Source organism: Verrucosispora sp. WMMA2121, assembly GCF_027460185.1.
Taxonomy (GTDB): domain Bacteria; phylum Actinomycetota; class Actinomycetes; order Mycobacteriales; family Micromonosporaceae; genus Micromonospora; species Micromonospora palythoicola.
The window spans coordinates 2,069,736-2,083,812 of the sequence record NZ_JAPZBH010000006.1 but is presented as its reverse complement, the minus strand read 5'-3'; the positions used below and the strand labels follow the sequence as shown (position 1 = coordinate 2,083,812).

The following is a 14,077-nucleotide window of genomic DNA, read 5'->3' as shown; positions in this document are numbered from 1 at the left end:
GGCCCCAGCCCGCTGGACCCCGTGTCCCGGGTATGGCCAGCACTACCCCGGTCCTCGGCACAGCGGTAGTGCGCCCGCGCCACCGCATCGACTGAAGTGGACGCATGCCTGCGCACCGTCTGGGTTCCTACGCCCTGCTGCTCGCCGCGCCGCTCTTCGCCGCCGGGATCGCGGTGACCGCGCGGGGGTGGCGGCAGCCGCCGTACGACTGGCGTACCCACAACATCAGTGACCTCGGGAACGTCGCCTGCGGCGTCTGGGACACCAGCCGGCCGCGTCCGGTCTGCTCGCCGTGGCACCCGCTGATGAACGGCACGATGATCGCCACCGGGCTGCTCATCATCGCCGGCCTGCTGCTCAGTTGGTCGATGCTCGGCCGTGGTGCGGCCGTACGGGCCGTGCAGCTCGCGGCGCTGACCGCTGCCGGCGGGTACGTGCTGGCCGGCGTCCACCCGGCGGACGTCGACGAGAACCTGCACTTCCTGGCCGCGTTGCTGGTGTTCGGTGCGGGCAACGGCGCGCTGCTGCTCGCGGCGCTGCCCCAGCGGTCAGCGGTGCTCGGTCCGGCCCGTCGGGTCAATGTCCTGCTCGGCGTGACCGGGGTCGCCGGAACCCTGCTCTTTCTCGGGCAGGTTGATCTCGGCTTCGGTGTCGGCGGGATGGAACGGGTGGCCGTGCTCCCGTTCCTGCTCTGGACGGTGGTGATCGGCAGCGGACTCGGTCCCCGTCCCGAGGCGGAGCAGACGGCCCGGCCTGATGCCCCGGCGACACGGTCGCGTCACTGAGACACCAGGCCGGTCGACGCCTCAGGCGCGGCCGAGGCGGTCCAGGGTCCAGGCGTTGATGAACGCCTCCTCCCGCCAGGCGTCGTAGCGCCCGCTCGGCCCGCCGTGACCCGCCTCCATCTCGGTCTTGAGCAGGTAGTCACCCTGCGGCGCGACCGCCCGCAGTCGCGCGATCCACTTCGCCGGCTCGTGGTAGAGCACCCGGGTGTCGTTGAGGCTGGTCATCGCGAGGATCGCCGGGTAGTCGAGGGCGGCGACGTTCTCGTACGGCGTGTACGACTTCATGTACGCGTACACCTCCGGGTCGGCCAGCGGGTTGCCCCACTCCTCCCACTCGGTGACGGTCAGCGGCAGCGACGGGTCCAGGATCGTGTTGAGCGCGTCCACGAACGGCACCTGCGCGACGATGCCGGCGAAGGCGTCCGGTGCCAGGTTCGCCACCGCGCCCATCAGCAGCCCGCCCGCCGAGCCGCCCCGGGCGACCAGCCGGTCCGGCGCCGTCCAGCCGGCCTTGGCCAGGTGCCGGGCACAGGCCACGAAGTCGGTGAAGGTGTTCTTCTTGGCGAGCATCTTGCCGTGGTCGTACCACCGGCGACCCAGCTCGCCACCGCCCCGGATATGTGCCACCGCGAAGATCACCCCACGGTCCAGCAGGGACAGCCGGCCGACCGAGAACCACGGGTCCATGCTCGCCTCGTACGAGCCGTAGCCGTAGATGACGCAGGGCGCCGAACCGTCCCGGGGGGTGCCGCGCCGGTAGACCAGGGAGATCGGCACCTTGGTGCCGTCGTCGGCGAGCGCCCAGTCGCGCTGCTGCTCGTAGTCCTCCGAGCGGTACACCTGACCGTCCGGCCCGGGCAGCACCGGTCGCTGGCGCAGCAGCGTCATCTCGCGGGTGACCAGGTCGTAGTCGTACACCGAGTCGGGCGTGACCAGCGAGGTGTAGCGCAGGCGCAGCCGCCCGGTGCGGTACTCGGGGTTGGCGTCCAGGCCGACCGTGTGCAGCGGCTCCGGGAACTCGATGTCGTGGGCGTCGCCGCCGCCGACGGGCAGCACCCGCAGCCCGGTCAGTCCGTTGCTGCGTACCGAGACGACCAGGTGGTCGGCGAAGGCGTCGACCGACTCCAGTCGGGTCCCCGGGGAGTGCTCGATCAGCGGCACCCAGTCGCCCGGGGCGTCGGCCGAGGTGTACGCGAGGGCGAAGTCCTCGGCGTCGTCGTTGTGCAGGATGAGGAACCGGTGACCGTGGTGCTCCACCGAGTACTCGACACCCTGCCGGCGGGGCGCGATCACCGCGGGCTCGCCCGTCGGGTTGCCGGCCGGGATCACCCGTACCTCGCTGGTGAGCTTGCTGGCGATGTCGATGAGCACGAACCGTTCCGAGCGGGTCAGCTCGACCCCCACCCAGAACCGCTCGTCGTCCTCGGCGTGCACCACCACGTCGTCGGCGGCGGCGGTGCCGATCACGTGTCGCCAGACCCGGTTGGGTCGCCACGCCTCGTCCACCGTGACGTAGAACAGCACCGAGGCGTCGGCGGACCACGCGGTGCCGTAGAAGGTGCCGGGGATCTCGTCGGGCAGCAGCTCACCGGTGCTCAGGTCCTTGACCCGCAGGGTGAACCGTTCGTCGCCGGAAAAGTCGGTGGAGTAGGCCAGGTAGCGCCCGTCGGGGCTGACGTCGAAGGCGCCGAGCGAGAAGAAGTCGCGTCCCTCGGCCAGTTGGTTGCCGTCCAGCAGCACCTGCTCGCCGTCCAGCGGAGCACCGTCGGCGCTGATCGGCGGGGTGGTCTCGTCGGGGTGGACCGCCCGGCGGCAGTGCACACCGTACTGCTGGCCCTGCACCGTGCGGGTGTAGTACCAGTGCTGGCCCTTGCGGGTCGGCACGGACAGGTCGGTCTCCTGGGTCCGTCGCCGGATCTCCTCGAACAACTCCGTACGCAGTCCGGACAGGTGTGCCGTCCGGGCCTCGGTCCAGGCGTTCTCGGCGTTCAGATACTTGATCGTCTCTGGATCGTCCTTGGTGGCGAGCCAGGCGTACTCGTCGACGACGGTGTCGCCGTGGTGGACACGTTCGGTCGGCACCCGCCTGGCCGCGGGAACGGGGGTCTCGGTGGTCACGGCGTCACGTTACCGGCCGTAGCGACATGTGGCGCGGCGCAATTCCACCTCCGATCGTTCGAACACATGTACGATCGCCGGCATGGTGCCACCCCCTCCCGCCGGTGCGTCCGGTGTCCGCGACATCACCCGCCGACTGGCCGAGATCTGCGGTCCGCGCTTCGCCCGCCTCGCCGGCCCCGCCGACGAGGTGGCCGGCAGCACCGCCCGCTGGGTGGCGGTGCCCGGCGGCCCGCACGCCGCCGCGCAGGTGCTCCGGCTGGCCGCCCGGCACGACCTGAGCGTGGTGCCCCGAGGGGCCGGCACCAAGATCGACTGGGGTGCGCCGCCTGAGCGGGTCGACATCATGCTCGACACCGGGAGACTGGCCGGCATCGGCCACCAGGCCCCGGATCGCGGCACGGCCGAGATCGGCGCCGGTACGCCGCTGCGCGCGATACAGGCCATCCTGGAGCGCACCGGCCGGCGGCTGGCGTTGGACGCGCCCTCACCGGGCGCCACCCTCGGCGGGGTGCTGGCGGCGGACGAGGCCGGCCCGCTGCGGCACCGGCACGGCACCGCCTGCGACCAGCTCGTCGGCCTGCGCTACCTGGCCGCCGACGGTGAGCTGGCCGAGGCGGGTGGTGGAGCGGCCGGGCTGGCCGAGGCGCGGCTGCTGTGCGGCTCGGAGGGCGCGCTCGGCGTGCTGGTCGGCGCGACGCTGCGGGTGCAGGCGGTGCCGGCCGCACGGGTGTGGGTGACCCGACCGGTGTGGACCCCACTGGAGGTGCACGATCTGATCCAGGCGGTGCTCGCCGCCCGGCTCGACCCGGCCGCGATCGAGCTGGACCTGCCGGTCGGCACCGGCTGCCGGCCCCGGCGGGACCGCCGCGCCGAGTCGATGGCGCTGCACCCGTCGATGACCGGGCGCGTGCCGACCGGCCCGGCGGGCACCGGTTCGCTCGTGGTGCTGCTCGAGGGCGGCCCCGCCGAGGTGGCGGAGCGGACCGACCGGCTGGTCGGTCTCCTCGGCGCCCGCGCGACGGTCGCCCGCACGGCACCCCGGTGGTGGCGCAGCTATCCCTTCGCCCCCGGCGACACGGCACTGCGACTGGAGGTGCCGATGACCGACCTGCACGCCGCCGTCTACGCCCTGCGTGACGCCGCCGGCGGCCCGGTGCCGGTACGCGGCTCGGCCGGGCTCGGCGTGGTGCACGCCGCCCTGCCCGGGGCGATGGCACCGAGCCGGGTCGCGTCGATCCTGGCCGCGGTGCGTGGCGTGCTGCTCGCCCGGCAGGGCCGGTGCGTGGTGCTCGCCGCCCCGCCGGCCGTCCGCCGCACCGTCGACCTGTGGGGCGAGCGCGCCGACCTGGCCCAGCTGCGCGCCGTCAAGCAGCACCTCGACCCCACCCACCGCCTCGCCCCCGGCCGCCTCCCTGGCGGCCTCTAGGCCGATTCACCGGTCGGGCAGCGCGTCGTTGCGCAGGACGAGGATGGCGATGTCGTCGCGGGGTTCCTCGACGGAGAAGTTGATCGCGGTGGCGCGCAGCCGGGCCGCCACCACGTCCGCCGAGTAGCCGGCCAGCGGCGCGGCGGCGTCGCGCAGCCGCCCGGTGCCGAACAGTTCCCGGCCCCGGCGACGCTCGGTCACTCCGTCGGTGTAGAAGACCAGGCAGTCGCCCGGCTCGAGACTGAGCTGCGCGGTGGGCGAGGCGATCGCGTCGAGCAGCCCGAGGGCGGTGCCACCGGTGCCGACGAAGGCGGCCGGACCGCCGCTGGACCGCAGCAGCACCGGCCGGTCGTGGCCGGCGAGGTGCAGCCCGACGTCGAGCCGGTCGCCCTCGCCCGGCCCGACCGCCGCCAACGCCAGCGTGCAGTAGCGGCCGGCACCCCGCTCGACGAGCGTCTCGTTGAGCCGGGCCAGCACCTCGGGCAGCGGCTTGCCGTCGCCGGCCAGCACCCGGATCACGTCCCGTACCAGCCCGGTGACCGCCGCCGCCTGCACGCCCTTGCCGGAGACATCGCCGATCACCACCAGCCAGCGCCCGTCCGGCAGCGGCACCACGTCGTAGAAGTCGCCACCGACGTCGACGTCCCCGCCGGTCGGCACGTACTCGGCGGCGAAGCCGATGCCCTCGACCACCGGCAGGACCGGCGGCAGCAACGACTGTTGCAGGGTCTGGGCGACCCGGCGGCGCTCGGCGTGGATACGGGCGTTCTCGATGGCGAGCGCGGCCCGCCGGGCCACGTCCTCCAGCACGGCGATCTCGTCCGGGTCCTGCCGGTGCCGCTGGTGGCGTCCGACCGCCAGCGTGCCGAGGCGCTGCCCACGGGCGATCAACGGTACGGCGAAGCCCTCCATCGGCGCGCCGAGCGGGGTGCGGGTGCCGTTGCGGCTGGCCTCACGCAGCCGGGCCAGGACGGAATCCGGGCCGGCCTCGCGGAGCATGGCGTGCAACTGCGGCAGCATCGACTCGTCGGCGTGGCTGGCCGCCGCGAGCCGGAGCCGGCCCCACTCGTCGGTGGTGTGCACCGCGCACCACTGGCCGAGCCGGGGCACCACCAGCTGCGGGATGAGCGCCATGGTCAGTTCCACGTCCAGCGACTGGGCGAGCAGCTCGCTGGCCTCGGCGAGGAAGGTCAGCCAGGCCTGCCGGCGTACGTCCGCCCGGCGCAGCCGGTCGTTCTCCAGGTGCAGCGAGAGCCGCTCGGCGGTCAGCACCGCCAGCGGCTGGGCGTACGCGGTGGGCGCGGCGTCCAGTTCCAGCTCACCGGCGTACGGGCGGTGCACGGCCAACGGCACCCGGAGCAGGTCGTTGCCGGCCCGGGGCTGACGGCCGTAGCGGGCGAGGACCTGAGCACCCTGGCCGTCGCCGCGGTCCAGCCGCACCACTCCACCGGCGGCGCCGACCATCTCCGCCACCCGGGTCAGCAGGCCGGCGGCGAAGTCCGGCAGCGGATCCTCGGCGTACGGGTCGGGGGTGGTCTGCATCAGCGCGTTCATCGCGCCGGCGCTGGGTACGGCGGTCTGTCCGGTGCCGTCCGGTTGGGTGGCGCTCGCCGGTGGTGCGGGGGTGGTCGGCCCCTTCCCCTTGCGATCGGCTCGGTCCAGCCGGAACCACACACCCTTGCCGGTGCGCAGATAGGTGGTGCCCCAGCGGCTGGCGAAGTGGTCGACCAGCAGCAGTCCGCGCCCCCGCTCGGCGACCTCGGCGATGTCGGTGGCCAGGTTGCGTACCCCGACGGTCAGCTCGTCGACCGGGCCGGCGGCGAAGTCGGAGACCGTCACGGTCAGCCCCGCCTGGTCGGCGGTGACCTCGATGTCCAGTTCCGTGCGGGCGTGCTCGACCGCGTTCGTGGACAGCTCCGTGGTCAACAGAAGTGCCTCGTTGAGCAGTTCGTCCAGGTCCGCCTCCGCGAGCACGGACCGGACGACCGCGCGGGCGGCGGCCGGGGTACGGCGGTCGGCGGGAAGCCGGACGCGCCGCACGTGCTCGTCTGGGCCCGTCCTCGTCGCGGGCCCCGCCTCCGCTGACACCCTCGTATCCTCCACCGACACTCCGCCGCTGCCAAGCTGATCACCACCGGCTCTTTGCCGCCGGACGGCGCCGTGCCGTGGCGTTTTCGAGGTCACGGGGACAATGATGGGGTGGCCGGTGGGAGCCGGTGGACCCCGAGGTGAGCGAGGAATGATGACCACGGCTAAACAGTCGGTGACCGCGGAGATCTCCGCCGCCGACCACGAGGCGGTCCTCACCGAGCTGGCGGAGGCGCTACGGCGGGTCCGGGGCGGTGACCTCAAGGTGCGGTTGCCCCGGCGCTCGGGCGCGGCCGGTGAGGTGGCGGACGCCTTCAACGACGTGGTGTCGCTCCAGGAGCGGCAGCACCTGGACCTGCGCCGGATCAGTCGGGTCGTGGGCCGCGACGGCCGGCTGACCGAGCGCCTGGACGAGGAGGGGCTGGACGGCTCCTGGGCGGAGGGGCAGCGGGCGGTCAACTCGCTGATCGACGACCTGGGCCGGCCCACCACCGAGATCGCCCGGGTCATCGTGGCGGTCGCCGACGGTGACCTCACCCAGCACATGGCGCTGGAGATCGACGGTCGCCCGCTGCGTGGTGAGTACCTGCGCATCGGCCGCACGGTCAACACCATGGTCGACCAGCTCTCGTCGTTCTCCAACGAGGTGACCCGGGTGGCCCGGGAGGTGGGTACCGAGGGCAAGCTGGGCGGCCAGGCCGACGTCCGTGGCGTCGCCGGCACCTGGAAGGACCTCACCGACTCGGTGAACACCATGGCGTCGAACCTGACCGGCCAGGTGCGGTCGATCTCCCAGGTGGCGACCGCGGTGGCCAAGGGTGACCTCTCCCAGAAGATCACCGTCAGTGCTCGCGGCGAGGTCGCCGAGCTGGCCGACACGATGAACTCGCTGACCGACACGCTGCGCCTCTTCGCCGAGCAGGTGACGCGGGTGGCCCGGGAGGTGGGCACCGAGGGCAAGCTCGGCGGTCAGGCGGAGGTGCCGGGCGTCGCGGGCACCTGGAAGGACCTGACCGACAGCGTCAACTCGATGGCGTCGAACCTGACCGCCCAGGTGCGCAACATCGCCCAGGTCTCCACGGCGGTCGCCCGGGGTGACCTGTCGCAGAAGATCACCGTGGCCGCGCAGGGCGAGATCCTGGAACTCAAGGACACGGTCAACACGATGGTGGACCAGTTGTCGTCGTTCGCCGACGAGGTGACCCGGGTGGCCCGGGAGGTGGGCACCGAGGGCAAGCTCGGCGGTCAGGCGCAGGTACGCGGCGTCTCCGGCACCTGGCGTGACCTCACCGAGAACGTCAACCAGCTCGCCGGCAACCTGACCAGCCAGGTCCGCAACATCTCCCAGGTCTCCACCGCCGTCGCCAAGGGTGACCTGAGCCAGAAGATCACTGTCGACGCCCGGGGCGAGATCCTGGAGCTGAAGAACACCGTCAACACGATGGTGGACCAGTTGTCGTCGTTCGCCGACGAGGTGACCCGGGTGGCCCGGGAGGTGGGCACCGAGGGCAAGCTGGGCGGTCAGGCGCAGGTCAAGGGCGTCAGCGGTACGTGGCGGGATCTGACCGACAACGTGAACTCGATGGCGTCGAACCTGACCAGCCAGGTGCGCAACATCGCCTCGGTGACCACGGCGGTGGCGCGCGGTGACCTGTCGCAGAAGATCACGGTGGATGCCCGGGGCGAGATCCTGGAGTTGAAGTCGACGGTGAACACGATGGTGGATCAGCTGTCGTCGTTCGCCGACGAGGTGACCCGGGTGGCCCGGGAGGTGGGCACCGAGGGCAATCTCGGCGGTCAGGCGCAGGTCAAGGGCGTCAGCGGTACGTGGCGGGATCTGACCGACAACGTCAACTCGATGGCGTCGAACCTGACCGCCCAGGTGCGCAACATCGCCCAGGTCTCCACGGCGGTGGCCAAGGGCGACCTGAGCCAGAAGATCACGGTGGATGCCCGGGGCGAGATCCTGGAGTTGAAGTCGACGGTGAACACGATGGTGGATCAGCTGTCGTCGTTCGCCGACGAGGTGACCCGGGTGGCCCGGGAGGTGGGCACCGAGGGCAAGCTGGGCGGTCAGGCCCAGGTACGCGGCGTCGCCGGCACCTGGCGCGATCTGACCGACAACGTGAACTCGATGGCGTCGAACCTGACCAGCCAGGTGCGGAACATCGCCTCGGTCACCACCGCGGTGGCCAACGGTGACCTGTCGCAGAAGATCACGGTCGACGCGCAGGGCGAGATCCTGGAGCTGAAGAACACCGTCAACACGATGGTGGACCAGTTGTCGTCGTTCGCCGACGAGGTGACCCGGGTGGCCCGCGAGGTGGGTACCGAGGGCAAGCTCGGCGGTCAGGCGCAGGTCAAGGGGGTCTCCGGCACCTGGCGTGACCTCACCGAGAACGTCAACCAGCTCGCCTCGACGCTCACCACCCAGCTGCGGGCGATCGCCCGGGTCTCGACCTCGGTGACCCGGGGTGACCTCACCCAACGGATCGCGGTGAAGGCCCAGGGTGAGGTCGCCGAGCTGAAGGACAACATCAACCAGATGATCGTCACCCTGCGGGAGACGACCCACAAGAACGCCGAGCAGGGGTGGCTCGACTCCAACCTGGCCCGCATCGGCGGGCTGCTCCAGGGGCAGCGGGATCTCGGCGAGGTCTGCCGAATGATCATGCAGGAGGTCACACCGCTCGTCGACGCGCAGCTTGGCGCGTTCTTCCTGGTGGACAACTCCGAGGGCGTGATGCGGCTGCGGTTGACCGCCTCGTACGGCTATGTGTCCCGGGGGCACGACGTGACCTTCGGACCGGGCGAGGGGCTGGTCGGCCAGGCCGCGCTGTCCCGGCGCACCATCCGGGTCGGCGCCGTACCGGACGGTCGGATCACGCTGCGGTCCGGGCTGGCGGACACCCCACCGGCGGACCTGGTCATCCTGCCGGTCCTGTTCGAGGGCGAGCTGCTCGGCGTGATCGAGTTCGCCACCGTCACGCCCTTCTCCGAGCTGCACCTGTCGTTCCTGGAGCGGCTGGTCTCCACCATCGGCATCGCGGTCAACACCATCCAGGCGAACCGGCGTACGGAGGAGTTGCTCGCCCAGTCGCAGCGGCTGGCACACGAGTTGCAGGAGCAGTCGGCGGAGTTGCAGCGGACCAACGCCGAGCTGGAGGACAAGGCCAAGCTGCTGTCGGAGCAGAAGGCGAACATCGAGACCCAGAACCGGGAGATCGAACTGGCCCGGCTGGGCCTGGAGGACAAGGCGCAGCAGCTCACCCGGGCCTCGGCGTACAAGTCGGAGTTCCTGGCGAACATGAGCCACGAGCTGCGTACGCCGTTGAACTCGCTGCTGCTGCTGGCCCGGCTGCTCATGGAGAACTCGGAGCGGAACCTCACGCCGAAGCAGATCGAGTTCGCCCGCACGATCCACGGCTCCGGGTCGGACCTGCTCCGCCTGATCGACGACATCCTGGACCTTTCCAAGATCGAGGCCGGGCGGATGGACGTCGAGCCGACCGAGGTCCGGTTCACCGAGATCTGCACCTACGTGGAGCAGGCGTTCGCCCCGCAGGCCGAGGAGAAGGGCCTGGACTTCCAGGTACGCATCGGCAAGGACCTGCCGCCGGCCGTGGTGACCGACGCGCAGCGGCTCCAGCAGGTGCTGCGTAACCTGCTGTCGAACGCGGTGAAGTTCACCGACAACGGTGCGGTGACCCTGCGTATCTCCCGGGCGCCGGAGCACGCGGTGTTCGACGTGCCGGCGCTGACGAACGCCCGGCAGGTGATCGCCTTCACGGTGATCGACACCGGGATCGGGATCTCCGACGACAAGTTGTCGCTGATCTTCGAGGCGTTCCAGCAGGCGGACGGCACCACCAGTCGCCGGTACGGCGGTACCGGGCTGGGCCTGTCGATCAGCCGCGATCTGGCCCGGTTGATCGGTGGCACCATCACGGTCGCCTCGGCACCCGGTCAGGGATCGACGTTCACGCTCTACCTGCCCGACGTACTGGCGCCGGACGCGGTGGTGGCACCCGCCCCACCGTCACCGCAGCGGGCGGGGCTGCCGTCCTCGCTGCTGATGCCGCCGATGGAGCTGCTGTCGGAGGCACCCGAGGCACCGAAGACCCGTCAGCTGGACGGTGCGACCGTGCTGATCGTCGACGACGACGTGCGTAACGTCTTCGCGTTGACCAGCGCGCTCGAACTGCACGGCATGACCGTGCTGTACGCCGACAACGGCGCCGACGGGGTTCGCCTGTTGGCCGAACACCCGGAGGTCGATATCGTCCTGATGGATGCGATGATGCCCGATCAGGACGGATACGAGACAACCCGGCAGATCAGGCGTAACCATCGGTTCGCGGACCTGCCGATCGTGTTCCTGACCGCGAAGGCCATGCCGGGCGACCGGGAGTCGGCGATCGCGGCCGGGGCCAGCGACTACATCACCAAGCCGGTCGACCTGGACCAGCTGATCGAGCTGATGGGCACCTGGATCAGTGGCAGCCGTACCGAGGAGGGTTCGTGACTCAGGTGGCGAAGGCGCTGCTGGTCGATGATCGCCGGGAGAACCTGATGGCCCTGGAGGCGATCCTCCAGGGGCTGCCGGTGCAGTCGGTCGCCGTGGAGAGCGGTGAGGCGGCGCTGAAGCAGTTGCTCGTGGACGACTTCGCGGTGATCCTGCTGGACGCCCAGATGCCGGACATGGACGGGTTCGAGACGGCCAGCCACATCAAGCGGCGGGAGCGTACCCGGCACGTCCCGATCATCTTCCTGACCGCTGCCGACCGGGACGCCCAACTGGCCCTGCGCGGCTACGCGGCCGGTGCGGTGGACTACCTCACCAAGCCGTTCGACCCGTGGGTGCTGCGGGCCAAGGTCTCCGTCTTCGTCGAGCTGTGGACCAAGACCCGCCAACTGGCCGCGCAGTCCGAGATGGTCCGCGAGCGCGACGCCCAGTGGCGGTTGCTCACCAACGCCGTCGACGAGGCCACCACCCTGCTCCGCGACACCGATGCCCCGGAGTCCCGCTCCCGCGCCGTAACCCTCCTGGAACAAGCCCGCTGGGGCACCACCCCCGACTAACCCGCCCACCCCCGAGCCCTCCCCGTTGATCATGAGGTTAGCGGCGATTTGAAGATCGAAATCGCTGCTAACCTCGTGATCAACGCGCGTCAGTGGGGGTGAGGGGGTGGATCAGGGGGTGGGGGTGTCGTTGCGGATCATCAGGGCGCTGCGTAGGCCGGTGATGTCCAGGACGCGGAGCAGGAACTCGCCGACGTTCGTCAGCACGAGCAGGGCTTGGGCGTGGCTGGCCTTGCGGCTGAGGACGACCAGGGTGCCCAGACCCTGCGAATCGCAGAACGTCACGCCCCCGAGATCCAGGACGATCCGGGGCGGGGGCTCGGTGAGAACCTCGTTGACGACGGTCGACAGCTGGGCGGCCGTTTGCATGTCGATCTCACCGGCAAGGCGGAGCACGGCTTCGTCGCCCGTTCGGTGTACGGTGATGGACAGTTCGGCACGATCCACCGGGTCAGCCTATCGCGATCTCCGTCGCCCGGCCTGTCGAGGCGTGCCGTCCCGGCGCAGCGTGCCGGGGGTGAGCCCGGTAACCCCAAGCCGGGGTGGCTGCCGATCCGCAGCCGGGCGCTGACACAATGGCGGCATCGTGACCGAGGTGTTTACCGCCGGCTCCGACCGCTACCCGGTCGACGCGCCGGCCTCAGCGGCCCTGTTCGACCGCGCCTGCGCCATCGTGCCGGGCGGGGTGAACTCCCCTGTGCGCGCCTTCCGGGCGGTCGGCGGCACCCCACGCTTCATGGTCCGAGGTGAGGGCCCGTGGCTCCATGACGCGGACGGTCGCCGCTACGTCGACCTGGTCTGCTCCTGGGGTCCGCTGATCCTGGGCCACGCCCACCCCGAGGTGGTCGCTGCCGTGCAGGCCGCCGCCGCCAACGGCACCAGTTTCGGTACGCCCACCCCCGGCGAGGTCGAGCTGGCCGACGAGATCGTCGCGCGTACCCCGGTCGAGCAGGTCCGGCTGGTCAACTCGGGTACCGAGGCGACCATGTCGGCGATCCGCCTGGCCCGGGGTCACACCGGCCGCTCGAAGATCATCAAGTTCGCCGGCTGCTACCACGGGCACGTCGACGCGCTGCTGGCCGCCGCCGGCTCCGGCGTGGCCACCCTGGGCCTGCCCGATTCGCCGGGGGTCACCGGCGCGGCGGCCAGCGAGACGATCGTGTTGCCCTACAACGACGTGACCGCCGTCGAGGCGGCCTTCGCCGCCGAGGGTCAGCACATCGCCGCGGTGATCACCGAGGCCGCACCGGGCAACATGGGTGTGGTCGCGCCCCGCGACGGGTTCAACGCACAGCTGGCCCGGATCGCGCACGCGCACGGTGCCCTGCTGATCGTCGACGAGGTGATGACCGGGTTCCGGGTCTCCCGTGCCGGCTGGCACGGACTCGACCCGGTCGAGGCGGACCTGTGGACGTACGGCAAGGTCATGGGCGGTGGGCTGCCCGCCGCGGCGTTCGGCGGGCGCGCGGAGATCATGTCGCGACTGGCGCCGGCCGGTCCCGTCTACCAGGCCGGCACCCTCTCCGGGAACCCGCTCGCCTGCGCGGCCGGGCTGACCACGCTGCGGCTCGCCGACGACGCGCTCTACCGCCGGCTGGACGACACGGCCGCCACGGTGGGCCGCCTCGCCACCGACGCGTTGACCGCCGCCGGGGTTCCACACCGTCTGTCGTACGCCGGCAACATGTTCTCGATCTTCTTCACCGACGCCGACGTGGTCGACTACGACAGCGCCCGTACCCAGCAGGTGCCGGCGTTCAAGGCGTTCTTCCACGCGATGCTCGCCGCCGGCGTCTACCTGCCGCCGAGCGCGTTCGAGTCCTGGTTCGTCTCGGCGGCGATCGACGATGCCGCCCTGGAACAGATCGCCGCCGCGCTGCCGACGGCGGCCAACGCGGCGGCGGCGGCAGGTCACGGGGGGTAGTAATGGGCAAGACGGTGGTCCACGTGCTCCGGCACGGCGAGGTGTACAACCCGGACGGCATCCTCTACGGCCGCCTGCCCGGTTTCCGCCTCAGCGAACTGGGCGTCCAGATGGCCAAGGCCGCCGCGCAGGGGCTCGCCGAACGCGAGGTCGTGCACGTGGCGGCCAGCCCGCTGGAACGCGCCCAACAGACCGCCGAGCCGATCGCCGCCCAGTTCCGGCTGCCGGTCGGGGTGGACGAGCGGCTGATCGAGAGCGCCAACTGGTTCGAGGGCAAGAAGGTCTCTCCGGGCGACGGCTCGTTCCGCGACCCGCGCAACTGGTGGGTGCTGCGTGACCCGGTCACCCCGTCCTGGGGCGAGGCGTACCGGGCGATCGCCGAGCGGATGTTCGCCGCGCTGCACGCCGCCCGGATCGCCGCCGAGGGCCGGGAGGCCGTCCTGGTCTCCCACCAGCTGCCGATCTGGACGCTGCGCCGCTACGTGGAACGCAAGCGGCTGTGGCACGACCCACGTCGCCGGCAGTGTGGACTGGCCTCGCTCACCACCTTCCACTTCGACGGCGCCAAGATCGTCGGAATCGGCTACTCCGAGCCGGCCGCGCACCTGGTGGCGATGTCGCCGACCGCGCGGACGGCCAAGGGGGCTTGAG

9 protein-coding genes are annotated in these 14,077 nt (G+C 71.4%); 6 read left to right on the top strand and 3 right to left on the bottom strand.

Translation table 11 applies throughout. The annotated features are described in order from the left end of the window. Nucleotides 1-104 precede the first annotated feature (104 nt). On the top strand, nucleotides 105-785 hold the full coding sequence (locus tag O7605_RS18385; RefSeq protein ID WP_269740316.1) for a DUF998 domain-containing protein: 681 nt from the start codon (nucleotides 105-107) through the stop codon (nucleotides 783-785). 21 nt (nucleotides 786-806) lie between these two features. Here O7605_RS18385 and O7605_RS18380 read toward each other — a convergent pair whose 3' ends face one another. Further along, a complete protein-coding gene (locus O7605_RS18380) occupies nucleotides 807-2,903 on the bottom strand; it encodes a S9 family peptidase (RefSeq protein ID WP_269740315.1) in 2,097 nt (698 codons plus the stop codon). A gap of 82 nt (nucleotides 2,904-2,985) precedes the next feature. On the opposite strand from O7605_RS18380, the gene O7605_RS18375 reads away from it, so the two are divergent. Then, on the top strand, nucleotides 2,986-4,332 hold the full coding sequence (locus tag O7605_RS18375; protein WP_269740314.1) for an FAD-binding oxidoreductase: 1,347 nt from the start codon (nucleotides 2,986-2,988) through the stop codon (nucleotides 4,330-4,332). 6 nt (nucleotides 4,333-4,338) lie between these two features. Here the strand turns inward: O7605_RS18375 and O7605_RS18370 are convergent, their stop codons facing one another. Further along, nucleotides 4,339-6,420, bottom strand: coding sequence for a SpoIIE family protein phosphatase (locus tag O7605_RS18370; protein WP_269740313.1), 2,082 nt, complete (start codon nucleotides 6,418-6,420; stop codon nucleotides 4,339-4,341). A gap of 154 nt (nucleotides 6,421-6,574) precedes the next feature. Here O7605_RS18370 and O7605_RS18365 point away from each other — a divergent pair, with 154 nt between their 5' ends. Both O7605_RS18365 and O7605_RS18360 read left to right on the top strand, forming a co-directional pair. After that, nucleotides 6,575-10,945, top strand: coding sequence for a hybrid sensor histidine kinase/response regulator (locus O7605_RS18365; RefSeq protein ID WP_269742678.1), 4,371 nt, complete (start codon nucleotides 6,575-6,577; stop codon nucleotides 10,943-10,945). Beyond that, nucleotides 10,942-11,502 (top strand): response regulator, encoded by a 561-nt coding sequence (locus O7605_RS18360; RefSeq protein WP_269740312.1) that lies wholly within the window; start codon nucleotides 10,942-10,944, stop codon nucleotides 11,500-11,502. Before O7605_RS18365 ends, O7605_RS18360 begins: the two co-directional genes overlap by 4 nt. Before the next feature lie 111 nt (nucleotides 11,503-11,613). On the opposite strand, the gene O7605_RS18355 is transcribed toward O7605_RS18360, so the two are convergent. Continuing rightward, nucleotides 11,614-11,949: an STAS domain-containing protein gene (locus O7605_RS18355; protein WP_269740311.1), complete on the bottom strand. Its 336-nt coding sequence runs from the start codon at nucleotides 11,947-11,949 to the stop codon at nucleotides 11,614-11,616. A 139-nt stretch (nucleotides 11,950-12,088) separates the two neighbouring features. On the opposite strand from O7605_RS18355, the gene hemL reads away from it, so the two are divergent. Then, nucleotides 12,089-13,426, top strand: a complete 1,338-nt coding sequence (gene hemL, locus O7605_RS18350) for a glutamate-1-semialdehyde 2,1-aminomutase (RefSeq protein ID WP_269740310.1) — start codon at nucleotides 12,089-12,091, stop codon at nucleotides 13,424-13,426. Nucleotides 13,427-13,428: 2 nt separating this feature from the next. Further along, nucleotides 13,429-14,076, top strand: a complete 648-nt coding sequence (locus O7605_RS18345; protein ID WP_269740309.1) for a histidine phosphatase family protein — start codon at nucleotides 13,429-13,431, stop codon at nucleotides 14,074-14,076. Nucleotide 14,077 lies beyond the last annotated feature (1 nt).

Bases quoted from the DNA above. Each gene is read 5' to 3' on its own strand.
- O7605_RS18385 (WP_269740316.1), top strand. From the start codon at position 105: ATGCCTGCGCACCGTCTGGGTTCCTACGCCCTGCTGCTCGCCGCGCCG.
- O7605_RS18375 (WP_269740314.1), top strand. From the start codon at position 2,986: ATGGTGCCACCCCCTCCCGCCGGTGCGTCCGGTGTCCGCGACATCACC.
- O7605_RS18365 (WP_269742678.1), top strand. From the start codon at position 6,575: ATGACCACGGCTAAACAGTCGGTGACCGCGGAGATCTCCGCCGCCGAC.
- O7605_RS18345 (WP_269740309.1), top strand. From the start codon at position 13,429: ATGGGCAAGACGGTGGTCCACGTGCTCCGGCACGGCGAGGTGTACAAC.